This window comes from Mesorhizobium sp. 131-2-1, assembly GCF_016756535.1.
Classification (GTDB): domain Bacteria; phylum Pseudomonadota; class Alphaproteobacteria; order Rhizobiales; family Rhizobiaceae; genus Mesorhizobium.
Map to the genome: position 1 here is coordinate 6,796,825 of NZ_AP023247.1, position 25,752 is coordinate 6,822,576.

The following is a 25,752-nucleotide window of genomic DNA, read 5'->3' on the forward strand; positions in this document are numbered from 1 at the left end:
TCGCTCACGCGGCCCGTGCCCGTGGCGCCGACGGCAAGTCCTTCAGCAAGATTTCGATCGCGGCATCGACGACGGCTGTCCGTCGGTCGTGTGCGTAAAGACCGTATTGGACGGTGAGGGTCTCGGGAAGGCCAGCCGATGTCTTCAGCAGCCGCATCGAAGCGGTGCGCACCGATTCGGGCGGAAGCAGCCCGATGCCCAGCCCATTCTCGATCGCCGCCTGCAGGCCGGTGACGCTCTGGCACGACAAGGCGATTCTGTGCTCCCTGCCGGCGGCAACCAGCGCCTCGATCATACGCCTGCGCCAAGGGCAGGTTGCGCCAAAGGCGACGAGATCGAGCGGCCGCTCCGCATCCAGATCATAGTCCTGGGCGCAGACCCACTGCAGTTCGACGTTCCAGGTCGTCAGGGCATCGGCTGCGACGACGGATGTCGGGGCGATCATGACATCCAGTGCATCCTCACTCCAGAGCCGTCCCAGCGCAACGCTGTGCTCGACCATCGCGTCAAGGCTGATGTCGGGATAGGTGCGATGAAGCCGCCCGAGTGCTGCCGACAGCGCTGCCGTCGTGACCTCCTCGGCGAGGCCGATACGAACGCCGCCGCCGATGCCGGCCTGCTGCAGACGCGCCACCGCCTCATCGCCAAGAGCCAGGATGCGGGTCGCGTATCCCAGAAAAAGTTCCCCCTCCGCAGTTGGCATGACGCCGCGGCCGGTGCGTTGGAACAGGTGCCGTTGGAGCAGACCTTCGAGCCGCCGCATCTGCATGCTCAGCGACGATTGGGTTCTGCCGGTCTGCGCGGCGACCCTGCTCAGGCTGCCCTGCCGGCAGACCGCCACATAGGTGCGAAGGAGGTCGAGGCCAATTTGCTCAGATATCATGATCCTTGAACTCTGATGTCATCGATATCAATCTACAATGATATCGTATCTCGCGCTATCTCCCTGCCACGAAAACAGCGCAAGGAAGAGAGCCATGAAAGCGATCCGCGTCCACCGCCATGGCGGGCCAGATGTGCTTGCCTATGAAGATGTCGACATCGGCCAGCCCGGACCGGGCGAGGTCCGCGTGCGCAACCGGGCGGTCGGCCTCAACTTCGTCGATATCTATTTCCGCACTGGCGAATATGCACCGCCCGCCTTGCCATTCACGCCGGGCAATGAAGGCGCCGGCGAAATCGTCGCCGTTGGCGAAGGGGTGAGCGGCTTCGTGCCCGGCGATCGTGTCGCCTATGTCGAGACGCTGGGCGCCTATGCCGAGGAACGCATCGTGCCGGCGCATTTTGTCGTCCATCTGCCCGACGCCATCGACTTCGAGACCGGCGCTGCGATGATGCTGAAGGGGCTGACGGCGCAATATCTGCTGCGCCGCACGTTTCGCGTCGAGGTGGGCCACACCATCCTCGTGCATGCGGCGGCGGGTGGAGTCGGCCTCATCCTGACGCAATGGGCCAAGCATCTCGGCGCCACCGTCATCGGCACGGTCGGTTCGCCAGAGAAGGCCGAGCTGGCGCGCGCCAGTGGCTGCGACCATGTCATCGACTACAGCAGGGAAGATTTTGCCGCGCGGGTGAGAGAGATCACCAAAGGCGAAGGCTGTCACGTCGTCTATGACGGCGTCGGCAAGGCGACGTTTCCCGCCTCGCTCGATTGCCTGCGGCCCTTTGGCACCTTTGTCAGCTTCGGCACGGCGTCAGGATCGATCCCACCATTCGACATCATGCTGCTGATGCAAAAAGGCTCGCTGTTCGCCACCTGGCAGTTGTTGTTCCACCATCTCGCCAGGCGTGAGGACGTTGTCGCCATGAGCGAAGAGCTCTTCAGCGTCGTGCTGAGCGGTGCCGTGAAAATCCCCGTGCATGCCCGGATGCCACTCGCTGAAGTGGCCGAAGCGCATCGCCGGCTCGAAGCGCGGCAGACGACCGGCGCAACCGTAATGCTTCCTTGAAGCAATTCCCGGCTCAGCCCGGTCTCAGCATCGAACCGGAAATGGCGAAGATGCGCTCGGCGCCCAGCATATAGGCCATCAGCGTCTCGCGGCGGAACAGGCCGGCATAGGCGCGGTCGAGCACGTTGAGCGAGCCGGTATAGGCGCCGAACGCCGGCATGATCATGCGGCCGCCATCAGCCGCGAAGCAGCGCCGCCGCACCGAGCGGCCGCGCTGGACGATGCGCGCGCAAGGGTGGAGATGACCCGATATCTCGCCTTCCACCCGCACCTTGGACGGCTCGTGCCGGAAAAGTAGCGAACCGATGGCGAGTTCGCGCACCGTCTCGCCGGGCAGGTCGGCCGGCGCGTCGGGATCATGGTTGCCGGCGATCCAGAACCAGTCACGCCCTGCGATCAAGCCTTCCAGCCGCTCGCGGAAGCTGGCGTGCATGCGCCCGGCGCCGCCGCCGTCATGGAAGGAATCGCCCAGGCTGATGACGATCGCCGGCTGGTAGTCGGCGATCGCCGCCTGCAGCCTGAGCAGCGTCGCACCAGTATCGTATGGCGGAATCAGCGCGCCACGCCTGGCGAAGGAGGAGCCTTTCTCCAGATGCAGGTCCGACACGGCGAGCAGCCGAAGGTCGGGAAAGTAGAGCACGCCACGCGTGTCGCAGACGGCGCGCTCGCCGGCGATGCCGACAAGATCGGCCTCGGCGATCAGCGTTGCGCGCGCCAGCGAGAAATTCATGCCCCTGTCATCCTCGGCCCATGGCCTCCTCGACCAGATCGGCGGCTTCCATCAGCAGCGTCTCGTTGGCGCCGCCATTGACCGGTTCCTTGCCGATCTCCAGCATCACCGGGATCGCCAGCGGTGAAATCTGGTCGAGATGCTTATGCACGATTCGACCGCGCACACGCGAGAGCATCTCGGCAAGTCTGCTGACATCGAGCAGGCCGGCCGAGGCATCGGTGCGCGTCGCCCGCAGCAGGATGTGGTCCGGCTCGTGGCTGCGCAGCACGTCGTAGATCAGGTCGGCCGAGACGGTGACCTGCCGTCCGCTCTTCTCTTGGCCGGGATAGCGCTTTTCGATCAGCCCGGCGATGACGGCGCAGGTGCGGAAGGTGCGCTTCAGCATCCAGCTGTCGTTCAGCCAGGCTTCGAGGTCGTCGCCCAGCATGTCCTCGTCGAACAGCTGGCCGAGCGACGGCTTCCTCGCCTTGAACAAAGCCGCCATGTCGTCCAGCGCCCAGACGGCAAGCGAATAATCGGTGGCGACGAAGCCGAGCGGCCGGGCGTGCGCGCGCTCGAGCCGGCGCGTGAGCAGCATGCCGAGCGTCTGGTGCGCCAGCCGGCCCTCGAACGGATAGGCGACCATGTAGTGCCGGTTGCCGCGCGGAAAGGTCTCGACCAGAAGGTCGCCGCGCTTCGGCAGCACCGACTTTTCCTTCTGCAGGCGCAGCCAGTCGGCGACCTGCTCCGGCAGGGCCTTCCAGCGGTCGCTGTCGGCCAGCATGCCGCGCACCTGCTCGGCCAGGTAGGTCGACAGCGGAAACTTGCCGCCGGCATAGGACGGCACGATGATGTTTGCGCCGGCGCCGTTGGAGACGACGCATTCGTTCTCACGGATGCCCTCGAAACGCAGCACCTTGCCAGCGAACAGGAAATTGTCGCCTGGGCGCAGCGTCTCGGCGAAATACTCCTCGATCTTGCCCAGCACCGGCCCGCCGCGCCCGGCCATGCCCCGCCCCTGCCGGACATAGCGGACATTGAGCTCCGGCATTTCGACGATGGTGCCGACATTCAGCCGGTATTGCTGCGCGACACTGGGATGCGAGACGCGCCACAGCCCCTCCTTGGTCCGGCGGATGCGGGCGTAGCGCTCATAGTTCTTCAGCGCGTAGCCGCCGGTGGCGACGAAGTCGACGACGCGGTCGAAGGTCTCGCGCTCCAGCGCGGCGTAGGGGGCGGCGCTTCGCACCTCCTCGAACAGACGGTCGGCATCGAAGGGGCCGCCACAGGCGACGCCCAGCACGTGCTGCGACAGCACATCGAGCGCGCCCTTGATCAGCGGCGGCGTGTCCTGCGCGCCAAGATAGTTGGCGTCGAGGGCGGCGCGGCATTCCAGCACCTCGAAGCGGTTGGCCGGGATTAGGATCGCCTTCGACGGCTCGTCCATACGGTGGTTGGCGCGGCCGATGCGTTGCGCCAGCCGGCTTGCCCCCTTCGGCGCCCCGACATGCACGACCAGGTCGACATCGCCCCAGTCGATGCCGAGGTCGAGCGTCGAGGTGGCGACGATGGCACGGAGCGCATTCTCGCCCATCGCCTTCTCGACGCGGCGGCGCTGGCCGACGTCGAGCGAGCCGTGATGCAGCGCGATCGGCAGCGAATCCTCGTTTGCACGCCACAGCTCCTGGAACAGCAGCTCGGCCTGGCTGCGGGTGTTGACGAACAAAATCGTCGTGCGGTGTCTTTTGATCGCCTCGTAGATTTCCGGGATGGCGTAGCGGGCGGAATGACCGGACCAGGGCACGCGCTCCTGCGAATCGAGGATGGAGATGTCGGGCTTGGCACCGCCTGCCACGGTGATCAGTCCGGCCATGGCGCCGGGTGGATTCTGCGCGACCAGCCAGCGGCGCAACTCATCGGGCTCGGCGACGGTCGCGGAAAGCCCGATCGTCTGCAGATCGGGAACGAAAGCGCGCAGCCGCGCCAGGCCGAGCGAAAGCAGATGTCCACGTTTCGAGGTGACCAGCGAATGCAGCTCGTCGAGCACGACGTAGCGCAGATCCTCGAAGAAGCGTCTTGCATCGTTCGAGGCGATCAACAGGGCAAGCTGCTCAGGCGTCGTCAGCAGGATGTCGGGCGGCACCAGCTTCTGTCGCTGGCGCTTGTGCGAAGGCGTGTCGCCGGTGCGCGTCTCGATGGTGACGGGCAGCCCGATCTCTTCCACCGGCTTGCCGAGATTGCGCTCGATGTCGACGGCGAGCGCCTTGAGCGGCGAGATGTAGAGCGTGTGGATGCCGCGATGCGCCTCGCCGGGCTTCCGCCTGGGACGGTTTGCAAGCTCAGTCAGCGACGGCATGAAGCCGGCGAGCGTCTTGCCGGCGCCGGTCGGCGCGATCAGCAGCACCGACTGACCGGCTTGCGCCCGCGCTAGAAGTTCAAGCTGATGGGCGCGCGGCGACCAGCCCTTCTGCGCGAACCATCTGACGAATGGCTCGGGCAGGACCACGACGGCATTCCGTTCGGCAAGGCGCAGCTGCTCTGTCACGCGCCAGAGGTAGCGCGACGGCGCGCGATCGCCAAGCAGAATCGGAACAAAAGGTGATCGTTCTTTCCTTCTCCCCAGTGGGAGAAGGGGAAGGTCCGCGGTTACGGCCGCCGAAACCCCGTCGGGCCGCCATAGAGGTAGCCGATGCGGGCGACGGCCTCCTTCAGCCCTTCACGCGAGACCAGCATTGTGTGGCCGTTGGCGTGGATCATGGTGTCGGGGTCGGTCATAATCGCGACGTGGCCTTTCCAGAAGACGAGGTCGCCGCGCCGCAAGCCGGCGAAATCCGGCCCCGGAACGAGCGGCTCGCCGATGCTGGCCGCCTGCATGTCGGAGTCGCGCAGCACGTCCCTGCCGGCCATGCGCATCGCCAACTGCACGAGGCCTGAGCAGTCGATGCCGAAGCCGGAGACGCCGCCCCACAGATAGGGCGCGCCGAGAAAACTTTCCGCGACCGAAACGTAGTCGGCAGCCGTCTCGCCGATGGGGCGCAGATGACCGGCGATGATCGCCTGGCTGGAGGGCAGCATCGCATAGGGCGTGCCGCGGGTTTCGGCCGTGCCGGTCACCGTCACTGCCGACCCCATCGACAATTGGCTGCTCACCGGGAAGCGCAGGTCAGGGCCGGGATAGAGGAAGGTGCGCGGCACCGAGACGACATGGGTCGGCCCGTGATTCCTCGCCCCAAGCACGGTGTCGGCGACATAGCCGACGTAACCGTCGCGCTCGGCCTGGATCCAGGCCCAGCCTTCCCTCTCCTCAAAGACCAGGACATCGTCGCCGTACACAGCCTGCGTGTTGACCCCGGCATCCCAGGCCGGTGCCTTGCGCAGATCCGCCACCGGGACGGAAATCCGCGCCGGCTGCCCAGCGACGAAACGGTCGGCTGAAACCTCCCCTTTCAGCCTGGCATCGGCGAGATCGGAACGGAAGGCGTGGAGGCGGGCATCCCTGGCGGTCAAATCGGCACTCGGTCAGATGGACAATCGGTCAGATGGGCAGCTCATGGGCCCTGGCGATGATACCATCGCCGAAGCGCTCGACAAAGAGCGCGCCCTCGACGGTGCGCCGGATCAGCACATTGCGCTTGTCGAGCTCGTCGCGGTGACGCGACACCAGCTTCAGCGCGCCCATCGTGTCGAGCGCGCGCGTGATGACCGGCTTGGTGACGTTGAGCCGAGCGGCGAGCCCACGCACCGTATGCGGTGGAGGGTCGAGATAGATGGTGAACAGGATCGCCGTCTGGCGCATGGTGAGATCGGGCGCGCCGTCGCGCACCTGCGACAGCATCACCTGCTGCCACAGTCTGAGGGCCTGGCTCGGGCGCATCGAGATCGACATAGCCCCAGCATGCCGGCAAATTGTTTCGGTTCCGTTTCAGTACCGGCGCATTGCCGGCTGTCGCGAAGGCATCACCCGTAGCGCCTGGAGATAATCCGCTCCAGCGCGCGAATACCCTGCGCCTCGCCGCCGGTGATGCCGTGCGGGCGGTCGGACGGATTCCAGGCGAAGATGTCGAAATGCGCCCAGCGCGACGTCCTCTCGACGAAGCGCTTCAGGAACAGCGCCGCGGTGACCGAGCCGGCGAAGCCATCGGTGGTGACGTTGTTGACGTCGGCGATCTTCGACGACAGCTTTGCATCGTAGGGCCGCCACAGGGGCATGCGCCACAGCGGATCCTCGACCGCCATCGATGCCGCCGAGAGCTCCGACGCCAGCGCCTCGTCGCCGGTGTAGAAAGGCGGCAGGTCCGGACCGAGCGCGACACGCGCGGCACCTGTCAGCGTCGCCATGTCGACCAGCAGTTCGGGCTGCTCGTCGTCGGCCAGCGCCAGCGCATCGGCCAGCACCAGCCGCCCCTCGGCGTCGGTATTGCCGATCTCGACGGTGATGCCCTTGCGGCTCGTCAGCACATCGCCCGGCCGGAAAGCGTTGCCGGCAATCGAGTTCTCGACGGCGGGGATCAGCACCCGCATCCGGACCTTCAACCCCGCCGCCATGATCATCGAGGCAAGGCCGAGCACGTTGGCGGCGCCGCCCATGTCCTTCTTCATCAGCAACATGCCCGATGACGGCTTGATGTCGAGGCCGCCGGTGTCGAAGCAGACGCCCTTTCCGACCAGCGTCACCTTCGGCGCATCCGGCGAGCCCCAGAGCATGTCAATCAGCCGCGGCGCGCTTGTGGAAGCGCGGCCGACCGCGTGGATCATCGGAAAATTCTGCTTGAGGAGATCATCGCCCTTGATCACCGACACCTCGGCCTTGTGCGTTGCCGCCAGGGTCCGCGCGGCCTTTTCCAGTTCGTCCGGTCCCATATCGCTGGTTGGCGTGTTGACCAGATCGCGGGTCAGGAAAACACCGTCGGCGATGCGGCGGACATGGGCGGCATCAGCGCCCGCCGGCAGCGCGAAGCGCAGCGTCCTGCCGGGCTTCTTGCCGTAGCGGGTGAAAGCATAGCCGCCGAGCACAAGCCCGATCGCAGCCAGATCCGGCCAGGCCGGGTCGACGGCAAAATGCCAGTCGCCTTCCGGCAGGGCTCTCGCCAGGGCGCCGACGGCAAGCGCGCCATCGCCGTCGCCAAGGCCGAACAGGGCGCCGGCAAGCGCGCCGTCCTCGCCCGGCAAGGTCAGCATCCTGCCGGCCTCGCCGGAGAAGCCGTTGGCCCTGGCCCAGGCGATCGCGGCCGGCGCGAGGCCGGCGGCCTCGAGGCCTCCGCCCGCGACCAGGTGGACCGGCAGGGCGGCCTCTGATTTCGTCTCGACGAGTTCGACTGGCATTCGATTGTCTCCGCTAACGCCGTCCGACTCGGCGTTCTTAACTGTCCGTTAGGGTTAACAGAATATTTCTTCGAGAGGGAAGACGGCCAGGCAAAGGCCGCGCATGGATGGAGGCCTTGGCCGATGCTGATCAAAGGTTCGATGAACACCAAGGGCAAACGGCTTATCACGACGGCATTCATGATGGCGCTGGCGGCAGGCGTCGCCGGCTGCGGGACCAGCAAGCTCACGACCGGCTCCATCGGACGATCCAACAGCAGGCCGCTGGAAACCATGTCGGCCTCCGAACTGCACACCGCGACGACCAGGCTTGGCGAATCCTATGCCAAGAACCCCAATGACAAGCGGATCGCCACCAATTACGCGGCGGCGCTGCAGATGGATGGCGACGCGGACCAGTCGCTCGCCGTGATGCGCAAGCTGGCGATCGGTCTCCCCAAGGACCGCGACGTGCTCGCCGCCTATGGCAAGGCGCTCGCCGCTAACGGACAGTTCGAGCCGGCGCTGGACGCCGTGCGCCGCGCGCAGACGCCGGAATATCCTGACTGGCGGCTGGTGTCGGCGGAAGCCGCGATCCTCGACCAGCTCGGCCAGCGGGACGAGGCGCGCCAGGACTACCGCAAGGCGCTCGACCTCAAGCCGAACGAGCCCTCGATCCTGTCCAATCTCGGCATGTCCTATGTGCTCGAAGGCGACCTGCGCATCGCCGAGACCTATATGCGCTCGGCGGCCCAGCAGCCGAACGCCGACAGCCGCGTGCGCCAGAACCTGGCGCTGGTCGTCGGCCTGCAGGGCCGCTTCGACGAGGCCGAGAAGATTGCTTCGCAGGAGCTCTCGCCCGAGCAGGCGCAAGCCAATGTCGCCTATCTGCGCCAGATGCTGGCCCAGCAGAACGCCTGGAACCAGCTGAAGGACCAGGACAAGGCCAAAGACAAGCCCGCGACCAACTGACGGCAGCGCCGGCGCCAGGCGCATAACCTGCCCACATCCAAGGCCGAAAGACCAAGAGCCGCACTGCATCAGCAGGGCGGCTCTTTCGCATGGCTTGCGACCGTTCTGGCGCTACTGGCTGCTTGAATTGTGCTGATCGCCGAAGATGCCGCGCTGGCTGACCTGGATGCCGGCCGGCCCCAGGATGATTGCGAACAGCACCGGCAGGAAGAACAGGATCATCGGCACGGTGAGCTTGGGCGGCAATGCGGCTGCCTTCTTCTCGGCCGCGTTCATGCGCATGTCGCGACTTTCCGAGGCCAGCACGCGCAGCGCATGCGCGACCGGCGTGCCGTAGCGCTCGGCCTGGACCAGCGCCTGCGACACCGACTTGACCGATTCCAGCCCGGTGCGGCTGGCGAGGTTCTCGTAGGCGACCTTGCGTTCCTGCAGATAGGAGAGTTCGGCATTGGTCAGCACGAACTCTTCCGCGAGCGCCACCGACTGACCGCCGATCTCGTCGGCGACCTTGCGCAGCGCTGCTTCCACGGACATGCCCGACTCGACGCAGATCAGCATCAGGTCCAGCGCATCCGGCCACGCCATCTGGATCGACTGCTTGCGCTTGGCGGCGCGGTTGTTGACGTAGAGGATCGGCGCGTAGAAGCCGCCATAGGCAACAACAACGCAGACAAACAGCTTGATGAAGGGTGGCTGCAGGGGCAGGCCGCCGAGCACGAAAAGGTAGACGGCTGCCAGCGCGAAACCGACAAAGGGCAGGACCAAGCGGAAGAACAGGAAGCGCGTCAGCGGATTCTGGCCGCGAAAACCGGCCACTTTGAGCTTCTGCAGCGTGCCTTCATCGGCCAGCGCGCGTCTCAGGTCCAGCCGATCGACGATGTTGCGCATGCCGATCGACTGCTCTTCGCGCAGGCCCTTGCGGCGGCGATCGGCTTCGTTGGCCAGCCGTGCGCGCTGCTTGGCGCGCAGCTCCTCGCGCTCGAGTGCCACCGATTTCATGCGCGACTTGAGCTGGTTGCCGCCGAGCGCCGGCAAGAGCGTGAAGACCGTCGCGAACACCGCGATGCCGACCAGCAAGGCGATCAAGAAGCCGGGGTCGGTGAGGGATTTGACGACCTGGTCTGTCACTGATGCCCCCTAGACTTCGAAGTTCATCATCTTGCGCATCACCAGGATGCCGATCGACATCCAGACCAGCGAACAGCCAATGATCAGGTTGCCTGTGCTGGTGGTGAACAGCGGCATGATGTAGTTCGGGCTCGACAGGTAGACGAGGAAGGCGACGACGAAAGGCAGGGCGCCGATAATGACGGCCGATGCCTTCGCCTCCATCGACAGCGCCTGCACCTTGGCCTTCATCTTCTTGCGGTCGCGCAGCACGCGCGAGAGGTTGCCCAGCGCCTCGGAGAGGTTGCCGCCGGCCTGGGACTGGATCTGGATGACGATGCCGAAGAAGCCAGCCTCCGCGCAAGGCATGGTTTCGGACATGCGCATCGTGGCGTCGGGGATCGACATGCCCATCTGCTGCGAATCGATGATGCGGCGGAACTCGGTCCTGACCGGCTCCGGAGACTCGTTGGCGATCAGACGGACGGCATCGTTGAGAGGCAGGCCCGACTTGACCGCGCGCACGATGATGTCGAGAGCATTGGGAAACTCGTTGAGGAATGCCTTGACCCGGCGGCTGCGGCGGAACGAGACGAACCAGCGCGGCAGGCCGAAAGCGCCGGCCAGCAATGCGCCCGGCAGCACCAGCAGGGGCGCGCCGGCCACGTAGGCAAGCACCATGAGGACGATGCCGCAAATCGCCGAGTAGATATAGAAGCGCTCGATGGAAACCTGCATGCCGGCCTGGCGGATCTGCACCTTGAGCGGCGGCTTCTTGACCATGCGGTCGTTGGATCGCTGCTTTTCATCGAGCTGCTTCAGCGAATCCTGGAGCGACTTTCGCCGCTTGACCGCCTCGGCGGCGCGGTCGCGCGAAGCCTTGACGACGGACCGGTCGGTTTCGGCCGTCTTGATGGTCTCGAGGCGCTTGCCGACCTGCTTCTCGTTGGTGATGCGGGTGAACAGGAAAGCATAGGCGACCGCGCCGGCGCTGAAGCCGGCCAGCACGACAAACGCAAGTACGGTGCTGTCAATTCCGAACATCGACCAGAGCCCCTACGCCTCCAAATGCGTCAGCCAGCGTTTTTCTCCATGGCCTCGAGCGCGGTCGCCAGGCGCTGCTCCTCGCCATAATAACGGGCGCGATCCCAGAAATGCGGGCGGCCGATGCCGGTCGACACGTGCTCGCCGATCAGCCTGCCGCTCGCGTCCTCGCCCTTGATGTTGTAGAGGATGAGGTCCTGCGTGATGATGACGTCGCCTTCCATGCCGATCACTTCGGTGATGTGGGTGATGCGGCGCGAACCGTCGCGCAGGCGGGCCGCCTGGATGATCACGTCGACCGAGCCGACGACGATCTCGCGCACGGTCTTCTGCGGCAGCGAATAACCGCCCATGGCGATCATCGATTCGATACGGTTCAGGCACTCGCGCGGGCTGTTGGAGTGGATCGTTCCCATCGAGCCGTCGTGGCCGGTGTTCATCGCCTGCAGGAGGTCGAACACTTCCGGTCCGCGCACCTCGCCGACGATGATCCGCTCGGGCCGCATACGCAGGCAGTTCTTGACCAGGTCGCGCATCGTCACCTCGCCCTCGCCCTCGAGATTGGGCGGACGGGTTTCGAGGCGAACCACATGCGGCTGCTGCAGCTGTAGTTCGGCCGAGTCTTCGCAGGTGATGACGCGCTCCTCGCGGTCGATGTAGTTGGTCAGGCAGTTGAGCAGGGTCGTCTTGCCCGAGCCGGTGCCGCCCGAGATGACGACATTGCAGCGGACGCGGCCGATGATCTTGAGGACCTCGGCGCCCTGCGGCGAGATCGCGCCGAACTTGACCAGTTGGTCGAGCGTCAGCTTGTCCTTCTTGAACTTGCGGATGGTGAGGGCGGTGCCGTCGATCGAGAGCGGCGGCGCGATGACGTTGACGCGGGAGCCGTCGGGAAGGCGGGCGTCGCAGATTGGGCTCGATTCGTCGACGCGGCGGCCAACCTGGCTGACGATGCGCTGGCAGATGTTGAGGAGCTGCTGATTGTCGCGGAAGCGGATGCTGGTCTGCTCGACCTTGCCGTTGACTTCGATGTAGACGTTCTTGGAGCCGTTGACCATGATGTCGGCGATGTCGTCGCGGGCAAGCAGGGGCTCCAGCGGCCCGTAGCCGAGCACATCGTTGCAGATGTCCTCGAGCAGCTGCTCCTGCTCGGCGATCGACATCGCGAAATTCTTGATCGCGATGATGTCGTTGACGATGTCGCGGATTTCCTCGCGCGCGCTTTCGGGATCGAGCTTGGCGAGCTGCGACAGGTCGATCGTGTCGATGAGGGCGGAAAAAACCTGGCTCTTGGTGTCGTAGTAGGTCTCGCTGCGCTCGCGCTGGACTTTCTTCGGCTCCGGCGCCAGCGGCGGCGGCTCGACCGGGCGGCGGGCGGGCGGGGCGGGCGGGGCGGGCGGCTCTCCGGCCTGCGGCGGCGCGGCGGGCCGCGCAAGAACCGCGGCATCCGCGGATCCAGGCGCCGCCGGCCCCGGTGCCGGCTGGCGGAATTCCGGTTTGAACCGGCTGCCGTCGTCAGAACCTCTCTTACCAAACATGATCGACTACCAATTCCGCCGCCTGAGCGTCACTTCTTGTTGCGCGAGAGCTTGCCGAGAAGCGAGCCGAGACCCGCCTTCTTCTTGGTCTTGATTTCGCTGCGTCCGGTCAGCACATGCGCGATCTCGTCGATGATGCCGACGATCGGGCTCTTGGCATCCATCTCGCCCAGCATGCGCCCGTTGTTGGCCGCGTTGCCAAACAGCAGCGGCTCGAACTGGATGACCGCCATCGGCGTGATGCCGAGCGGCTCGGCAAAATCCGACGATCCGATCTCGGGACGCTTCGGCACGCCCGCCTGATTGATGACCAGCCTCGGCGGCGGATCGTTCGGACGCAGCCGTTTCAGCATGTCCACCATGTTCTTGGTGTTGCGCAGATTGGCCAGTTCCGGCGTCGCGGTGATGACGACCTCATCCGCCTTGACGAGGATGCTCTTGGTCCATCCTGTCCAGATATGCGGGACATCGAGGACCAGGAGCGGGGCGCTGCGCTGGGCCGTGTCGATGAGCTGGGAGAAGGCGTCGGCATCGAAATCGTAGACCCGCTCGAGCGTGGACGGGGCGGCAAGCAGCGACAGGTGCTCGGCGCATTGCGCAAGCAGCCGGTCGAGATAGACCTCGTCGACGCGCTCGGGCGAAAACACCGCCTCGGCGATGCCTTGCGCCGGATCCTGGTCGAAATTGATGTTGGCCGTTCCGAAGGCGAGATCGAGATCGGCGACGACCACTTCGGACTTGAACAGCGACGACATCGCCCAGGCGACATTGTGGGCGATGGTCGAGGAGCCGACGCCGCCCTTGGCGCCGATGAAGGCGATCGAGCGGCCGATCGGCTCGGCCTCCGGATCGACGAAGATCGACGAAACCACGCTGACGATGTCGGTCATCGACACTGGTGCGATGACATATTCGGAAATGCCGGAGCGGATGAGCTCGCGATACAGGCCGACATCGTTGTAGTGGCCGATCACCACGACCTTCGAGGACGGATCGCAATATTCGGAGAGTTGCGCCAGCTGCTCCAGCAGCTGCTTGGGCTCGCTGCGCGATTCGAGAAGGATCAAGTTCGGCGTCGGCGCCGACTGGTAGAACTCGATCGCCGTGGCGATGCCGCCCATATGGACCTTCAGGTGGGCCTTGGCCATGCGCCGGTCCTCGCCGGCGAGGCGGACCGGGCTGGCGACACCCTCGGTTTCGCAGAAAGCCTGGATCGAGATGCGCGGCACCGGCCGCAAGGCCTGCATCGCTGCGATGTCCTGTTGCGAGGTGTCGCCGCCGTCCAGGGGCGCGTCATAGGCAAGATTGCTCATTGTCATGCTCTCTCCCTGACTTGCGCCGCTAGTAGGTCACTTCCGAGTTGCCGAGGAACTCGTCCGAAATGCCCCTGCTGCGGTAGATGTCGATCACCTTGCTGCGGTTTTCGGCATCGATGTCGGATTGCTTGCGCGGCCCAAGCAGATCGGCCGGATTGGCCATCTGGGCGGCGAGGTTGTTCTGGTACGAGCAGCCATAGTCGGCATAGTGCTTGTTTTCCGACGTCTGCAGCAGGTCATCGGGCCAGCGTCCGCATTTGTCGGTCTGGGCCTTGATCGAGACGTAGGCGACGCGCACCGGCGCGGATGCTTCGGGCGATACCGACTGGTAGGACGTCATGACGATCCGGTTCCGGCTGACGCCGGCTGCGACCGCAAGCCTGGCGAAGTCGCGGCTGGCGGCGGCCGCGGCCACCTCGTTGGCCGACCCGACCGGGGCGGCGATCGTCAGCGCGGGAGCGGCGCCCTTGTCATAGCCGTCGAGGAAGCCCAGCAGCGTGGCCCGCTGGGAAGCGGTCATGCCGCGATCGCCGGCGCCGACGGGAAGGTCGATCTTCTGGTTCTTTTCCGCGATCATGATCGGATGGTTGGTGCGATAGTCGTCGGGGATGGCGCCGACCGTGACGCTGTCGCGCTTCCAGCCGGCGCAGCCGGCGAGCGATGCGGCGAGCATGACCGCCAGGACCGGGGCGGCCGAACGGCGGATCCCCTGGCGGCCGGACCGTGCCGGCGCTGCGATCGCGATGATCTTCGATGACTGGAACATGTCCGCTTCCTCGCTCACTTGTAGATGAAGCCGACAACGCCGTGATAGCGGCCGTTGGGCCTGTCGGTCTGCATGGTGCCGTAGACGCGGTTGACGCGTCCCAGGAACATGCCCGCGCCGTCGCTCGGCGCGTTGAAATTGTCGTCCGGCTTGGCAAGTTCGTTGCGCGCCACCGGCTTGGCCAGATAGGGCGTGATGATGATGACGAGCTCGCTTTCGTTGCGGACGAAGTCGCGGCTGCGGAAAAGAGCTCCGAGCACCGGAATCTTCGTCAGTCCGGGCAAGCCGTTCACCGCCTGCCTGATGTCATCGCGGACGAGGCCGGCGATCATCATCGAGCCCCCGGAAGGCAGCTCTACCGTTGTGTCGGCCAAGCGCTTGCGAAGCGACAGCACATTCATGCCCGGCCGCGTCACGCCGCTCGACAGAGATACCGATCCTTCCGTGGTCGGTTCCGAAACCGACGTCCGGACTTTCAGGCTGATGCGTCCGGGCGACAGCACCACCGGCTGGAATTCCAGACCGATACCATAGTCGATCTTTTGAATCGAATAGGTAATACCGCCGCTGCTGCTAGGGGCGGACTGGTTCTGTACCATGTTGTACTCGCCGCCGACCTTGAAGGTTGCCTTCTCGCCGGAAACGGCCGTCAATGTCGGCTCGGCAAGTGTTTTCATCACTCCCGACTGCTCCATCGCATTGATGTAGCCCTGCAATTCATTGGTCGCGAAGTTGACCCCCGAGCGCGAAAGCGACTTGCCGAGGCCGGTGAAATTGTCGCTGATAGCGCCATAGCTGATGCCGTTGCTGCCGCCGCTGCCGACCATGTTGACGCCGAGCTGCTTCATCACCGAGCGGCTGACTTCCGCCACCGTCACCTTGAGCGTCACCTGGTCGTCGCCGATGATCTGCAGCAGGTTGACGATCTTCGAGACGCGGCGCACCTGGTCGGGGTTGTTGATGTCGACACCGCCATTGGCCGAGCCGCCGGCGGCGGTTTGCGAATATTGTCCGGTGGTCGCCTCACCGCCGGACACGAAGATGGTCGCCAGGTCGACCGCGCGCTTGGCGTCGAGCGGGGTATCCACGGTTCCGGTCAGAACGACGTTGTCGTTCAAAAGCTCGACCTTGATCTCGGACGTCGGAAGGAAGCGCTTGAGGTAGTCCTCCAGTCCGGCGACGTCGCGCTCGACCGCCAGGTCCAGGCTGACGATCTGCTCGCCATTGGGACCGAAGACGAAGATGTTGGTCTCGCCCACGGCCTTGCCGAACAGATAGATGCGCCTTGCGGTGCGGGTCACCGCATCGGCGACCGCAGGGTTGGCGACGAGAATGTCATAGGCATCGCTCGGCAGGTCGATGACGACCGACTTGTTGAGGCCGAGCTTGACGCGCTGCGTGGCGGTGGATGCCGACACCTGGGCATTCCTGTTCGCGGCCTTCGCCTCGAGAAGACCGGGCGCGCTGGTGCCGAGCAGGAACAGGCCGATCGCCGCTGCCACCGTGAAGGGCAGTTTACCCTTTAGCCTCATTTCCTTGCTCCCACTTCGGAAACTTCGCCCGACTTGATCAGCCGCACCGTGCCGCGCCGGCCGTTGCCGGAAACGAGATAGTCGGCCTCGCTCAAATTCTTTTCGCTGGTGTCCGTGATCGAACGCAGCGCCAACGTCAGGCGATCGGCCATCTGCTGCGCGACCGTGATGATTTCGGCCTGCTGCGGCGTCAGCTCCAGAGTGGCGGTCTGGCCGACCCTGGTCTTCTTGCCCTCCTCGTCCTCCTGAATGGTCTGGTCGATGGCCAGGACGCGGATGTTCTTCAGGATGGTCTCGGTGGTGAACCCGCTGCCGCCCGTTCCAGTGTCGGAACGGCGGGTCATGATGACGTCGACGAAATCATTGGGAAGGATGAAGCCGCCCGCCGAAGTGTCGGCCGATACGGCAGTGGCGACGGCGCGCATGCCGCTGGGCAGGATCGACGACATGAAGCTCTGCCCCTCGCCGATCAGCTTGGAGCGCCTCAGCGGCTCGCCGGTGTACATCGCCACGCGGGCAACGGAGCCTTTCAGCTTGTCCAGCGCATCGGGCTCGGCGGCGCGGGTGATGAAATTGGCATTGATGCCGCCGGACGGCCACGACTCCCAGCTGATGTTGTTCTCCAGCGGGCTGCCCATGGCGACATCGCCGGACAGGACGAGCACGTCCTGCAGCGCGATGGCCGGCGCCTTGGGGGAATCGACGATGACCTGGGGCGGCGGAGCCACCACCATCTTCTTCGCGACATAGCCTGCGCCGCCCGCCGCGGCCACCGCCACGCTTAGTATGATCAGTCGGGATGCTGGCATCTGTCCGAACCCTCGCCTTTGGCAAACCACCTAGCCAGGGCGGACTTTGCAGCCGCAATCGTCAAAACAAGGTTAATGTAATGCTTACGATCGTGATTAATTTAAGGTTTACATAAATTAGAATGAACCGCCTCCGGCATGCGAAAAGGGCGGCCGAGCCGCCCTATTCAAAAAACGAGATGCGTCAGGCGCGGGATAGTGAAGCGGCTATGTGGCCAGCCTTGCCAGCGCCCACACCATCAAAGGCGAATCCGGATAGACGAGCAACCCGCCAATGCCGAGCGCGATGCCGTAGGGGACGCCGTTCGCCTCGTCGGCAAAGTGACGCAAGAATGGATTGTGGCCGGTAAAGGCCGCCAGCGGCGATTTCCGGTAGGCGAGGATGGCGAGGGTCAACAGGCCGCCGATGAGTGTCGAAGCCACCAGATATTCGAGAAGATGGATATTGAAGCCCATCCACAATGCCGTGGCGGCGAGCAGCTTGGCGTCGCCGCCGCCCATGCCGCCAAGGGCGAACAGGCCGAAGGTCACGGTCAGCACCAGGAAACCTGCCGCGAAATGCCAGCCATAAGTCGCCCAGTCCATTCCGGTCAGCGGCGCCACCAGGGCAAAGACGGTCACCAGCAGCACCGACACGCGATTGGCGATCGTCATCGACAATATGTCCGAGATCGCGGCAAACAGCATGCAGAACGGAAAGACGACGAAGATCAGCGCTTCAAGCATGGGCGTGGTGCCTGCGGTCGAGTTCTAGCCAGTGCAGTCTAGGCATGCACGATTAACGATTGATGAGACCGGGCAATCAAAATCGCCTGGTTTTTGCGAAAGGCGCATCACGAAAAAAGGGCCGCCAGAAGAGGCGGCCCTTTCGCTTGAAGAAGCCAATTCGCTTCAGGTATCAGGAATTTTCGACCTTGGTGGCGATCGCGTTGAACTTGTTGTTCAGCGCATTGCCGAGGGCGCCAGCGCCGACCATGATGGCGAGCGCGATGAGAGCGGCGATCAGGCCGTATTCGATAGCGGTCGCACCGGACTCGTTCTTCACAAAACGTGCAATGAGATTAGACATTCGAGAGCTCCTACTCCACGTGTTACAGCACTTCCGTCAACTTCTCTTGCCGGTTGATCGGATGCTGCCCAATCTAGGGAGAAGCCCTTTCGATCGGCTTAATAAACAGCCTTACCGATTCCTTTCCGGTCCCGAATCGGTTGCTTGGTTAATCGTCGGCTAAAGTAGTGAAGGGCGGTCCCGCCTCCCGCAAAGCAGCGGCAGAGAGGGGTTTCCCGACAATCGTCGCGGTAGCGATCACTGCCAATATGGCAGGCAATCGAAGCCCGATGTTAATCGCGCTAGCACGGGCTTAACCCTTGGTTCACCAATCTCGTTCATGTTCCGTTGAACAGTTTGCCGCCCTGGAGCGTCCTGATGACCGGATTGAGATCGTCGTTTGCAGTTGCCGCGCTTCTCGCCGCCGCCGCTTTCGTCATGCCGGCCAAGGCTGGACCCGGCATTGAAGTCACCATGAACCAGGCCAAGATCGTCAAGCTGTCCCGCGCGGCCGACACGATCGTCATAGGCAATCCGGCGATCGCGGATGCCTCCGTGCAGGATGCCTCGACCATCGTGCTGACCGGTAAGGGATTCGGTGTCACCAACCTGGTCGTCCTTGACCAGGAAGGCAGCCCGATCATCGACGAACAGGTTACCGTTGTGCGGCAGGACGCATCCTCGGTCAGAATCTACAGGCGTTCCGAGATCCAGACCATGTCCTGCACGCCTTATTGCGAGAGCTCCTACAAGAGCGACAGCGAGAGAGCCTCGGAAGCCGAGATGAGTGCCGGCCACTGAATAGCCGGCCGCAGGCCTGGTCCGCGCCGCCGGCCACGGTTAGCGGCTGGTTAAGGGCGTTCCGACGAATCTAACGGTCATCCAAACCGGACCTCAATGGGTTTTGGCTAGTGTTCCGGCCGACATCACAAGGATCGGCAGGGAGGGGGCATGCGCAGGAATCCGGCACCCGGGGACGACAATCGCGGCAAAGGGTGGACGAGGCTCCGCTCCCGCTTTCTTGGTGACCGGCGCGGCAGCACGGCGATGGAATTCGCGATGCTTGCCCTGCCTTTCGCTCTCCTCGTCTTCGCCATCCTCGAAAGCTGCATTTCATTTGCTGGCCAGGAAGTGATGGCCAATGTCACGGACGACATCGCCCGCCAGTTGCGCACCGGCCAGCTGAGGCCGGCCGACGTGGCCGGATCCAAATTGCAGAACATGATCTGCGCCAAGCTGGAGATCATAGTCGCAAAGAACTGTCCGGGATTGCTTGTGGACCTGCGCGAATATCCGACCTTTGCGGACGCCGCCACGGCAAGCTTCAAGATCGTCAATGGCGACATCGTGCTGACGCAGGGCACGAATTCGACGAGCTTCGGCGTATCGCCGGGGCTGGCCGAATCGAGAAACATGCTGCGCGTCTTCTACAAATGGCCGGTCATGACCGACTTCATGGCCAAGTCGATGGCCAATCTGAAGGACGGCAACACGCTGCACTTCGCGTCGGTGACCTGGCAGAACGAACCGTTCGACAATTGAGATTTGCGGGCATGCTTCGGCAAAACGGGGGTAAGGGCATGTATCGTGCGGGGGCACATCGGGGGATTTCGGCGGTCTGGACAAGAGCGATGCGGTTTTGCGCCGATCGCCGCGGCGTCGCGGCAATCGAGTTCGCCTTCATCGTGCCGCTGCTGCTCATCATGTATTTCGTGACCATGGAGGCCTCGCAGGCCATCGAGACCAGCAAGAAGGTCAGCCGCATCGGCAGCATGGTGGCGGACCTCGTCACGCAGCAGAATACGATCACCAAGGCGGATCTCGACGCGATCATGAAGATCGGCACGTCGACCTTGAAGCCCTACAACCGGTCGACCCCCAAGATCGTCATCACGGCGATAGAGGTGACGACCGACACGACGCCGAAGGTGCAGGTCGTCTGGTCGCGCAAGCTGGTCAACGGGGCCACCAGCGTCGATGCCGCAAAGACCAGCACCACAACGATTCCCACGTCGCTGAAGGTCGCCGGCACCTTCCTCATCCGTGTCGAAAGCGACCTTGCCTATGTGCCGATCATCGCCTGGTCGGCGGACAGCCAGGAGCGGATTGGACTGACCTCGGCTTTCAGCCACATTTCGATGAGCGAGACCTACTATTTGCGGCCCCGTCGGAGCACGACGATCCCCTGTGGCGATTGTTGACCACCCCGGTTCTGGAGCGGTTCAGCTTTCGCTAGAACCGCCGAACCGCTCTGTCTCTTTGTCCTGACGCCATTCCGGACGGAAAACCGCTGCGCACTTTTCCTGGAATTGCGCTAGCCGCTCGCCCTGGCTATTGCCGGTTGTCTTTGCCCGACACCAGCCGCACGATCGCCGACGCCATCGCATAGTCCGTTTGCGAGGCGAGCGCGAACCCACCGGGATGCGTTGCCTCCAGGAGATCGTAGACATCGGGCGTAATCGACTTCAGGTTGGTGAGAAACACGGTGAGCCGGCGCTTGGCCTCGGGGTCGAGATCGCTGCGCACGGCGTGCGGGCCGTATCTCAGCAGCCCTGACGTCCACACCACTTCAAGGGACGTCTTCGAAAGACCCGCTGCTTCCAGCCGCGCCACCGTGCCGTTCGGATCCGCCGCCTGGTCGTCCGCGCCGGCCGGCTGGTCCGCGGGGAAGGCCGGCTGAGTGTCGGGTACAGCCGTTTTGCCATCCGCCGTGGAGGCCACCCAGCCGAACAGGGCATCGGCCTCACCATCGGCCAGCATCGCTTCGGCGGCGGCCGTCGAAGCGGCGTGCACCAGATAGGGCGAGTCCTCGCTGATTCCGACGCCGGCGGCCGTCAGCCCGGCAAGCGGCAGAAGCGAACCGCCAACGCTGTCGGCAGGCGCCATGGCGATCCTGTAGCTGGCCATGGCGGCAAGGTCCGGGACCTTGCCGTCGCGCGTCACGAGGACGGAGCGAATGCCGGTGGCGCCATCCGCATCGACCGGCGCCACCAGAGGTTCGACGCATCCGCAGCGCTCGGAGGCCGTCGCGTAGGCGATCGCCGAATAGACGGCGTATTGGATCCGTCCATCCACCTGCGCCTCGATCAGCGCCTGGTAGTCGCGGGCGACGACGAACTCCACCTTCATGCCCAGTGCCTTCGTATAGGCGTCGGTCAGCAGCGCCAGGCCCGGAACGGTGTTGCCGCCACCCGGTTCGGCGACGATGCCGATGCGAAACGTGCCGATATCATCGCGCCAGTCGGCGCTGGCCGTGTCCGGCCAGGATGCGGCCAGCAACGCCAGAGCAGCCAGGCAGGTCCTGAAGGCAGGTCTTGCCGAAAATCCGCTGCGCCGTCTCATCCCTGCCCCGCCCGTGCCGGCATCCCATCTCGCCCGACTATCGCGCCGAGCGGTTGCCGTTTGGTTTCCGAATTGCCAATGGCGATGCGGAACCCTATGTCTGGGGCCGCAGACAGGCAACAATGACCCTTTTGATGGCGCGCGCTTTCCTCTTTGTCCTCGACTCTTTCGGCATCGGCGGCGCCGCCGATGCCCAGCACTATGGCGATGCCGGCGCCGACACGTTCGGACACATCGCGCTCGCCTGCGCCGAGGGCCGCGCGGACCGCGAAGGCCTGCGCCATGGACCGCTCGCCGTGCCCAGCATGGTGTCGCTTGGGCTTGCCCGCGCGGCAGAGACCGCGACGGGATTCCGCTTCGACAATGGCGGCGCGGCACCGCTTGCCGCGGCCCTGCGCGGCGCGGCGCAGGAAATCTCCAGCGGCAAGGACACGCCGTCCGGCCACTGGGAGATCGCCGGCCTGCCGGTGCGTTTCGACTGGGGTTACTTCCCCGAAACGGTGCCCGCCTTCCCGGCCGCGTTGACCGAGGCGATGATCCGGGAGGGAAAGGTGCCCGGCATTCTGGGCAATTGCCATGCCGGCGGAATCGAGATCATCGAGCGGTTCGGCGAGGAGCATATCCGCACCGGCAAGCCGATCTGCTACACCTCGGTCGATTCCGTCCTGCAGATCGCCGCGCACGAAACGCATTTCGGCCTCGAACGGCTCTACGAATTCTGCAAGACGGTGCGCAGGCTGGTCGATCCGCTGAACATCGGCCGCGTTATCGCGCGGCCCTTTGTCGGCGAAACCGTCGCCACCTTCGAACGGACATACAACCGCCGCGACTATGCGGTGCCGCCGCCGGAGCCAACCCTGCTCGACCGGCTGACCGGGCGCGGCAGCAAGGTCATCGCGGTCGGCAAGATCGGCGACATCTTCGCGCATCGCGGCATCTCGGAGGTGCGCAAGGCTGCCGGCAACATGGCGATGTTCGACAAGGCGCTCGGTGCGATGGACGATGCCGGCGACGGCGACCTGGTGTTTGCCAATTTCGTCGATTTCGATACGGAGTTCGGCCACCGGCGCGATGTCGCCGGCTATGCCGCGGCACTGGAGGCGTTCGACCGGCGCCTGCCCGAGGCGCTGGCGAAACTCAAGCAAGGCGACCTCTTCATCCTCACCGCGGACCATGGCAACGATCCGACCTGGCGCGGAGCCGACCATACGCGCGAACGCATCCCGGTGATCGGCACCGCACCGGGGCTCGCGGGCGGCGACATCGGCCTCAGACCGACTTTCGCCGATATCGGCGAGACCGTCGCGGAGCATCTCGGGCTGGCGCCCGGCCGTCACGGCACCTCCTTTTACGCGGCGATCGGCGGCCATGCCCGAACTGCCTGAGGTCGAAACCGTCCGGCGCGGGCTGCAGCCGGTCCTGGAAGGCGCTCGCCTGGTCAGGGTCGAAGCGCGCCGGCCCGATCTCAGGTTTCCATTTCCGGCGCGTTTCGCCGAGCGGCTGACCGGCAAAACCATCACCGCGCTCGGCCGGCGGGCCAAATACCTCACCATGCATGTCGACGGCGGTCCGGTCCTGATCTGCCATCTCGGCATGTCGGGCTCGTTCCGCATCGAGACCGCCGGCGGCGGCGAGACGCCCGGCGCGTTCCATCACGAGCGCTCCAAGAACTCCACGCACGACCATGTCGTGTTCGACGTCGAATCTCCCGCGGGCGCCCGTTCGCGCGTGATCTTCAACGATCCGCGCCGTTTCGGCTTCATGCTGTTTGCGGAAGGACTACCCGAAACCCATCCGATGCTGACCGGCCTCGGCATCGAGCCGACCGGCAATGCGCTGGACGGCGCCCTGCTCGCTTCTCTGCTCGCCGGCCGCAGATCGCCATTGAAGGCGGCACTGCTCGACCAGCGGCTGATCGCCGGACTCGGCAACATCTATGTGTCGGAGGCGCTGTGGCGCGCCGGCCTGTCGCCACTGCGCGAGGCAGGCACGATCGCCGGAGGTGGCAAGAAGGCCAAGGAGCAAAGCGAGCGCCTGGCCGAAGCGATCCGGTCGGTCATCGCCGACGCGATCGCGGCAGGTGGATCCTCGCTGCGCGACTATGTGCAGACCGATGGTTCGCTCGGCTATTTCCAGCATTCCTTCGCGGTCTATGACCGCGCGGGCGAGCCATGCCCGAAGCCCGGCTGCGGCGGCCATATCGAGCGCATCGTGCAGAGCGGTCGCTCGACCTTCTATTGCCGGACCTGTCAGCGGTGAGCTAGACCGATCTCCTCAATCGGAACGAGGAGGCGATGCCATGACCTATGAAACCATCATCGTGGAAACGCGCGGCAAGGTCGGGCTGATCACGCTGAACAGGCCGAAGGCGCTCAATGCGCTGAACTCCCAGGTCATGGCGGAGGTGGTCGCGGCGGTGAGCGGCTTCGGCGCCGATGCCGGCATCGGCGCGATCGTCATCACCGGTTCCGAAAAGGCCTTCGCGGCGGGCGCCGACATCAAGGAGATGCAGTCGATCGCCTTCGTCGACGCCTATACGCAGGACTTCTTCGTCGGCTGGGAGGAGCTCACCCGCATGCGCAAGCCGATCATCGCGGCGGTGGCCGGCTACGCGCTTGGCGGCGGCTGCGAACTGGCGATGATGTGCGATTTCATCATCGCCGCGGAAACCGCCAGGTTCGGCCAGCCCGAGATCACGCTCGGCGTCATGCCCGGCATGGGCGGATCGCAACGGCTGACCCGTTTCGTCGGCAAGTCGAAGGCGATGGATATGTGCCTGACCGGGAGGATGATGGACGCGGCGGAGGCTGAGCGCTGCGGGCTGGTGTCGCGTGTCGTGCCCGCGGACGAGCTGATCGAGGAGGCCTTGAAGGCCGCGGCCAAGATCGCCGACTTCTCGCTGCCGTCGGTGATGACGACCAAGGAGGCCGTAAACCGGGCCTATGAGACGACGCTTGCCGAGGGTTTGCGGTTCGAGCGGCGGCTGTTCCATTCGCTGTTCGCGCTGGACGACCAGAAGGAAGGCATGGCTGCCTTCGCCGAGAAGCGGAAGCCCAATTTCACCAACCGATAAGATGACCAGGCGCCGGCTTGAAAAAGAAGGCAAAGCGGCGTTGACGCGCCGGAAAAGCTGAACTATAAGCCGCTCCAATCGAGGCGGCCTGTGGCTGCCCGTTTGTTTTTTGCGCCCTGCGATATCGCTGGCGCCCACCAGATCAGAAGAGAGGCACCATGGCCAACACCTCCTCGGCCAAAAAGGCAACGCGCAAGATCGCCCGCCGCGCCGCGATCAACAAGAACCGCCGCTCGCGCGTCCGCACCTATGTGCGCCAGGTCGAAGAGGCGCTGGCCTCGGGCGACAAGGCTGCGGCACTTGCCGCGTTCAAGGCCGCCGAGCCGGAATTGATGCGCGCCGCGACCAAGGGCGTGATCCACAAGAACACGGCGTCGCGCAAGGTTTCCCGGCTGGCACACCGGGTCAAGGTACTGACTGCCTGATAAGCCATCGCTAGACTTGCGTTTTTCGAACCCGGCGGATGACGCCGGGTTTTTTCGTTTGCCGGCAAGTACTTAAAAAGAACGCCCCGAGATCGCGTCCCGGCTGGATTTCAAAATCCGGATTACTTTGCCGGCATATACATGCGCACTGATATTCCGTTATGTCGAAAGCGGGCGCTGACCAAGATTCGGCTGTCAGAAATTAGCTATATATTTCAAACACCTACGGACGGTGATCCACAGCTTGTTCACACCGCGTCCGAGCGGCGGGGGACAAGTAGCTGTCAAGCGAATTATTTCAGAAAATTTCGTGTCGAGCGGTCATTTTCATATTCGCCGGAAAAGGGTTTGAATCACAATGGCTTTGTCAAAATATGCCGTTGCGGCACCCGCTCCGAACCCGTCTCCGCTAACCAGATTCGTTAAAAATCCGTTAGTCGTGGCCTTGCCCTATCCACAGCGATTTCGGTAATGTCCATCCATCGAAGGGACGGGCTCTTGGCCTTCAACCCAGCCTGAATCGGCCACCACAAAATGGCAGAATTCATGACGTGGATCAATTCCGCGAACGGGCTTGATTTGTCTTTTCGAGGCGGTAGGGGACTGGCGTAATTGTACATGGCAGGTCGATGTGGCCGGCGTTTTTCGCCGGGTGGCATCGTATTGCCCTGGCTTGTCGAGAACGGCCTGGCTTGCAAGAGCCGGCACCGGTCCCTTTGTTACGAGGCGATGTTCACCTGCCGGCGGCGGCGGTGATGTCGCAGCGAAGATACGGTCGCCGGAAACATGGATGCAGGAGGCGCATCCCCGGCGGAAAA

At 64.4% G+C, this 25,752-nt stretch carries 25 protein-coding genes; 9 read left to right on the forward strand and 16 right to left on the reverse strand.

The window, feature by feature from the left end; all coding sequences use genetic code 11:
* Nucleotides 1-4 precede the first annotated feature (4 nt).
* Nucleotides 5-883 carry a LysR substrate-binding domain-containing protein gene (locus JG743_RS32615; RefSeq protein WP_202296688.1) on the reverse strand — a complete coding sequence of 293 codons (879 nt, stop codon included), beginning with the start codon at nucleotides 881-883 and terminating at the stop codon, nucleotides 5-7.
* Nucleotides 884-977: 94 nt separating this feature from the next.
* Between JG743_RS32615 and JG743_RS32620 the strand changes: the two genes are divergently transcribed.
* Nucleotides 978-1,949 carry a quinone oxidoreductase family protein gene (locus JG743_RS32620; RefSeq protein ID WP_202296690.1) on the forward strand — a complete coding sequence of 324 codons (972 nt, stop codon included), beginning with the start codon at nucleotides 978-980 and terminating at the stop codon, nucleotides 1,947-1,949.
* Between the two features lie 13 nt (nucleotides 1,950-1,962).
* On the opposite strand, the gene pdeM is transcribed toward JG743_RS32620, so the two are convergent.
* From pdeM to JG743_RS32645, 5 genes are all read right to left on the reverse strand, one after another.
* The gene (pdeM, locus tag JG743_RS32625; RefSeq protein ID WP_202296692.1) at nucleotides 1,963-2,679 is read right to left on the reverse strand and encodes a ligase-associated DNA damage response endonuclease PdeM; all 717 of its coding nucleotides are present in this window, start codon (nucleotides 2,677-2,679) and stop codon (nucleotides 1,963-1,965) included.
* 7 nt (nucleotides 2,680-2,686) lie between these two features.
* A complete protein-coding gene (locus JG743_RS32630) occupies nucleotides 2,687-5,206 on the reverse strand; it encodes a ligase-associated DNA damage response DEXH box helicase (protein ID WP_202296694.1) in 2,520 nt (839 codons plus the stop codon).
* A 101-nt stretch (nucleotides 5,207-5,307) separates the two neighbouring features.
* The gene (locus JG743_RS32635) at nucleotides 5,308-6,168 is read right to left on the reverse strand and encodes a C40 family peptidase (protein ID WP_202296696.1); all 861 of its coding nucleotides are present in this window, start codon (nucleotides 6,166-6,168) and stop codon (nucleotides 5,308-5,310) included.
* A 28-nt stretch (nucleotides 6,169-6,196) separates the two neighbouring features.
* A complete protein-coding gene (locus tag JG743_RS32640) occupies nucleotides 6,197-6,547 on the reverse strand; it encodes a MarR family winged helix-turn-helix transcriptional regulator (protein ID WP_126056626.1) in 351 nt (116 codons plus the stop codon).
* 71 nt (nucleotides 6,548-6,618) lie between these two features.
* A complete protein-coding gene (locus tag JG743_RS32645) occupies nucleotides 6,619-7,983 on the reverse strand; it encodes a leucyl aminopeptidase family protein (protein WP_202296698.1) in 1,365 nt (454 codons plus the stop codon).
* 123 nt (nucleotides 7,984-8,106) lie between these two features.
* Between JG743_RS32645 and JG743_RS32650 the strand changes: the two genes are divergently transcribed.
* Nucleotides 8,107-8,934 carry a tetratricopeptide repeat protein gene (locus JG743_RS32650; RefSeq protein ID WP_202296700.1) on the forward strand — a complete coding sequence of 276 codons (828 nt, stop codon included), beginning with the start codon at nucleotides 8,107-8,109 and terminating at the stop codon, nucleotides 8,932-8,934.
* Between the two features lie 111 nt (nucleotides 8,935-9,045).
* Here the strand turns inward: JG743_RS32650 and JG743_RS32655 are convergent, their stop codons facing one another.
* The 9 genes from JG743_RS32655 to JG743_RS32695 all read right to left on the reverse strand — a co-directional run bounded on the left by JG743_RS32655 (nucleotide 9,046) and on the right by JG743_RS32695 (nucleotide 18,115).
* Nucleotides 9,046-10,062: a type II secretion system F family protein gene (locus JG743_RS32655; protein WP_202296702.1), complete on the reverse strand. Its 1,017-nt coding sequence runs from the start codon at nucleotides 10,060-10,062 to the stop codon at nucleotides 9,046-9,048.
* A gap of 9 nt (nucleotides 10,063-10,071) precedes the next feature.
* Nucleotides 10,072-11,085 (reverse strand): type II secretion system F family protein, encoded by a 1,014-nt coding sequence (locus tag JG743_RS32660; protein WP_202296704.1) that lies wholly within the window; start codon nucleotides 11,083-11,085, stop codon nucleotides 10,072-10,074.
* Nucleotides 11,086-11,114: 29 nt separating this feature from the next.
* The gene (locus JG743_RS32665; protein WP_202296706.1) at nucleotides 11,115-12,623 is read right to left on the reverse strand and encodes a CpaF family protein; all 1,509 of its coding nucleotides are present in this window, start codon (nucleotides 12,621-12,623) and stop codon (nucleotides 11,115-11,117) included.
* 29 nt (nucleotides 12,624-12,652) lie between these two features.
* Complete coding sequence (locus JG743_RS32670) at nucleotides 12,653-13,936, reverse strand: AAA family ATPase (RefSeq protein WP_202303156.1); 1,284 nt, start codon at nucleotides 13,934-13,936, stop codon at nucleotides 12,653-12,655.
* Nucleotides 13,937-13,964: 28 nt separating this feature from the next.
* Complete coding sequence (locus JG743_RS32675) at nucleotides 13,965-14,705, reverse strand: CpaD family pilus assembly protein (RefSeq protein ID WP_202296708.1); 741 nt, start codon at nucleotides 14,703-14,705, stop codon at nucleotides 13,965-13,967.
* A 14-nt stretch (nucleotides 14,706-14,719) separates the two neighbouring features.
* Nucleotides 14,720-16,237 carry a type II and III secretion system protein family protein gene (locus JG743_RS32680; protein ID WP_202296711.1) on the reverse strand — a complete coding sequence of 506 codons (1,518 nt, stop codon included), beginning with the start codon at nucleotides 16,235-16,237 and terminating at the stop codon, nucleotides 14,720-14,722.
* Nucleotides 16,234-17,046, reverse strand: coding sequence for a Flp pilus assembly protein CpaB (gene cpaB, locus JG743_RS32685; RefSeq protein ID WP_202296713.1), 813 nt, complete (start codon nucleotides 17,044-17,046; stop codon nucleotides 16,234-16,236). Before cpaB ends, JG743_RS32680 begins: the two co-directional genes overlap by 4 nt.
* Before the next feature lie 207 nt (nucleotides 17,047-17,253).
* Nucleotides 17,254-17,772 (reverse strand): A24 family peptidase, encoded by a 519-nt coding sequence (locus JG743_RS32690; protein WP_202296722.1) that lies wholly within the window; start codon nucleotides 17,770-17,772, stop codon nucleotides 17,254-17,256.
* 172 nt (nucleotides 17,773-17,944) lie between these two features.
* On the reverse strand, nucleotides 17,945-18,115 hold the full coding sequence (locus JG743_RS32695) for a Flp family type IVb pilin (RefSeq protein ID WP_202296724.1): 171 nt from the start codon (nucleotides 18,113-18,115) through the stop codon (nucleotides 17,945-17,947).
* 357 nt (nucleotides 18,116-18,472) lie between these two features.
* On the opposite strand from JG743_RS32695, the gene JG743_RS32700 reads away from it, so the two are divergent.
* The 3 genes from JG743_RS32700 to JG743_RS32710 all read left to right on the forward strand — a co-directional run bounded on the left by JG743_RS32700 (nucleotide 18,473) and on the right by JG743_RS32710 (nucleotide 20,295).
* Entirely contained in the window at nucleotides 18,473-18,895 is a 423-nt protein-coding gene (locus JG743_RS32700; protein ID WP_202296726.1) for a pilus assembly protein N-terminal domain-containing protein, read from the forward strand.
* 150 nt (nucleotides 18,896-19,045) lie between these two features.
* Nucleotides 19,046-19,636, forward strand: coding sequence for a TadE/TadG family type IV pilus assembly protein (locus JG743_RS32705; protein ID WP_202296728.1), 591 nt, complete (start codon nucleotides 19,046-19,048; stop codon nucleotides 19,634-19,636).
* A gap of 38 nt (nucleotides 19,637-19,674) precedes the next feature.
* Nucleotides 19,675-20,295 carry a TadE/TadG family type IV pilus assembly protein gene (locus JG743_RS32710; protein ID WP_202296730.1) on the forward strand — a complete coding sequence of 207 codons (621 nt, stop codon included), beginning with the start codon at nucleotides 19,675-19,677 and terminating at the stop codon, nucleotides 20,293-20,295.
* Between the two features lie 130 nt (nucleotides 20,296-20,425).
* Here the strand turns inward: JG743_RS32710 and JG743_RS32715 are convergent, their stop codons facing one another.
* The gene (locus JG743_RS32715) at nucleotides 20,426-21,436 is read right to left on the reverse strand and encodes a phosphate/phosphite/phosphonate ABC transporter substrate-binding protein (RefSeq protein WP_202296732.1); all 1,011 of its coding nucleotides are present in this window, start codon (nucleotides 21,434-21,436) and stop codon (nucleotides 20,426-20,428) included.
* Between the two features lie 134 nt (nucleotides 21,437-21,570).
* On the opposite strand from JG743_RS32715, the gene JG743_RS32720 reads away from it, so the two are divergent.
* The 4 genes from JG743_RS32720 to rpsT all read left to right on the forward strand — a co-directional run bounded on the left by JG743_RS32720 (nucleotide 21,571) and on the right by rpsT (nucleotide 24,934).
* Nucleotides 21,571-22,821, forward strand: coding sequence for a phosphopentomutase (locus JG743_RS32720; RefSeq protein ID WP_202303158.1), 1,251 nt, complete (start codon nucleotides 21,571-21,573; stop codon nucleotides 22,819-22,821).
* The gene (gene mutM / locus JG743_RS32725; protein ID WP_202296734.1) at nucleotides 22,805-23,695 is read left to right on the forward strand and encodes a bifunctional DNA-formamidopyrimidine glycosylase/DNA-(apurinic or apyrimidinic site) lyase; all 891 of its coding nucleotides are present in this window, start codon (nucleotides 22,805-22,807) and stop codon (nucleotides 23,693-23,695) included. The genes JG743_RS32720 and mutM overlap by 17 nt, the downstream gene beginning before the upstream one ends.
* Nucleotides 23,696-23,735: 40 nt before the next feature.
* Nucleotides 23,736-24,509, forward strand: a complete 774-nt coding sequence (locus JG743_RS32730; protein ID WP_202296736.1) for an enoyl-CoA hydratase — start codon at nucleotides 23,736-23,738, stop codon at nucleotides 24,507-24,509.
* Nucleotides 24,510-24,667: 158 nt separating this feature from the next.
* Entirely contained in the window at nucleotides 24,668-24,934 is a 267-nt protein-coding gene (gene rpsT / locus JG743_RS32735) for a 30S ribosomal protein S20 (RefSeq protein ID WP_127285914.1), read from the forward strand.
* Nucleotides 24,935-25,752: the final 818 nt, after the last annotated feature.

Excerpts from the sequence above, each read along its gene's own strand:
- JG743_RS32675 (WP_202296708.1), bottom strand. The coding sequence starts at position 14,705 with ATGTTCCAGTCATCGAAGATCATCGCGATCGCAGCGCCGGCACGGTCC.
- JG743_RS32640 (WP_126056626.1), bottom strand. The coding sequence starts at position 6,547 with ATGTCGATCTCGATGCGCCCGAGCCAGGCCCTCAGACTGTGGCAGCAG.
- JG743_RS32620 (WP_202296690.1), top strand. The coding sequence starts at position 978 with ATGAAAGCGATCCGCGTCCACCGCCATGGCGGGCCAGATGTGCTTGCC.
- JG743_RS32615 (WP_202296688.1), bottom strand. The coding sequence starts at position 883 with ATGATATCTGAGCAAATTGGCCTCGACCTCCTTCGCACCTATGTGGCG.
- JG743_RS32705 (WP_202296728.1), top strand. The coding sequence starts at position 19,046 with ATGCGCAGGAATCCGGCACCCGGGGACGACAATCGCGGCAAAGGGTGG.
- JG743_RS32645 (WP_202296698.1), bottom strand. The coding sequence starts at position 7,983 with ATGCCAGTCGAACTCGTCGAGACGAAATCAGAGGCCGCCCTGCCGGTC.
- cpaB (WP_202296713.1), bottom strand. The coding sequence starts at position 17,046 with ATGCCAGCATCCCGACTGATCATACTAAGCGTGGCGGTGGCCGCGGCG.
- JG743_RS32660 (WP_202296704.1), bottom strand. The coding sequence starts at position 11,085 with ATGTTCGGAATTGACAGCACCGTACTTGCGTTTGTCGTGCTGGCCGGC.
- mutM (WP_202296734.1), top strand. The coding sequence starts at position 22,805 with ATGCCCGAACTGCCTGAGGTCGAAACCGTCCGGCGCGGGCTGCAGCCG.
- pdeM (WP_202296692.1), bottom strand. The coding sequence starts at position 2,679 with ATGAATTTCTCGCTGGCGCGCGCAACGCTGATCGCCGAGGCCGATCTT.
- JG743_RS32670 (WP_202303156.1), bottom strand. The coding sequence starts at position 13,936 with ATGAGCAATCTTGCCTATGACGCGCCCCTGGACGGCGGCGACACCTCG.
- JG743_RS32650 (WP_202296700.1), top strand. The coding sequence starts at position 8,107 with ATGCTGATCAAAGGTTCGATGAACACCAAGGGCAAACGGCTTATCACG.
- JG743_RS32690 (WP_202296722.1), bottom strand. The coding sequence starts at position 17,772 with ATGCTTGAAGCGCTGATCTTCGTCGTCTTTCCGTTCTGCATGCTGTTT.
- JG743_RS32665 (WP_202296706.1), bottom strand. The coding sequence starts at position 12,623 with ATGTTTGGTAAGAGAGGTTCTGACGACGGCAGCCGGTTCAAACCGGAA.
- JG743_RS32720 (WP_202303158.1), top strand. The coding sequence starts at position 21,571 with ATGGCGCGCGCTTTCCTCTTTGTCCTCGACTCTTTCGGCATCGGCGGC.
- JG743_RS32715 (WP_202296732.1), bottom strand. The coding sequence starts at position 21,436 with ATGAGACGGCGCAGCGGATTTTCGGCAAGACCTGCCTTCAGGACCTGC.
- JG743_RS32680 (WP_202296711.1), bottom strand. The coding sequence starts at position 16,237 with ATGAGGCTAAAGGGTAAACTGCCCTTCACGGTGGCAGCGGCGATCGGC.
- rpsT (WP_127285914.1), top strand. The coding sequence starts at position 24,668 with ATGGCCAACACCTCCTCGGCCAAAAAGGCAACGCGCAAGATCGCCCGC.
- JG743_RS32710 (WP_202296730.1), top strand. The coding sequence starts at position 19,675 with ATGTATCGTGCGGGGGCACATCGGGGGATTTCGGCGGTCTGGACAAGA.
- JG743_RS32695 (WP_202296724.1), bottom strand. The coding sequence starts at position 18,115 with ATGTCTAATCTCATTGCACGTTTTGTGAAGAACGAGTCCGGTGCGACC.
- JG743_RS32700 (WP_202296726.1), top strand. The coding sequence starts at position 18,473 with ATGACCGGATTGAGATCGTCGTTTGCAGTTGCCGCGCTTCTCGCCGCC.
- JG743_RS32730 (WP_202296736.1), top strand. The coding sequence starts at position 23,736 with ATGACCTATGAAACCATCATCGTGGAAACGCGCGGCAAGGTCGGGCTG.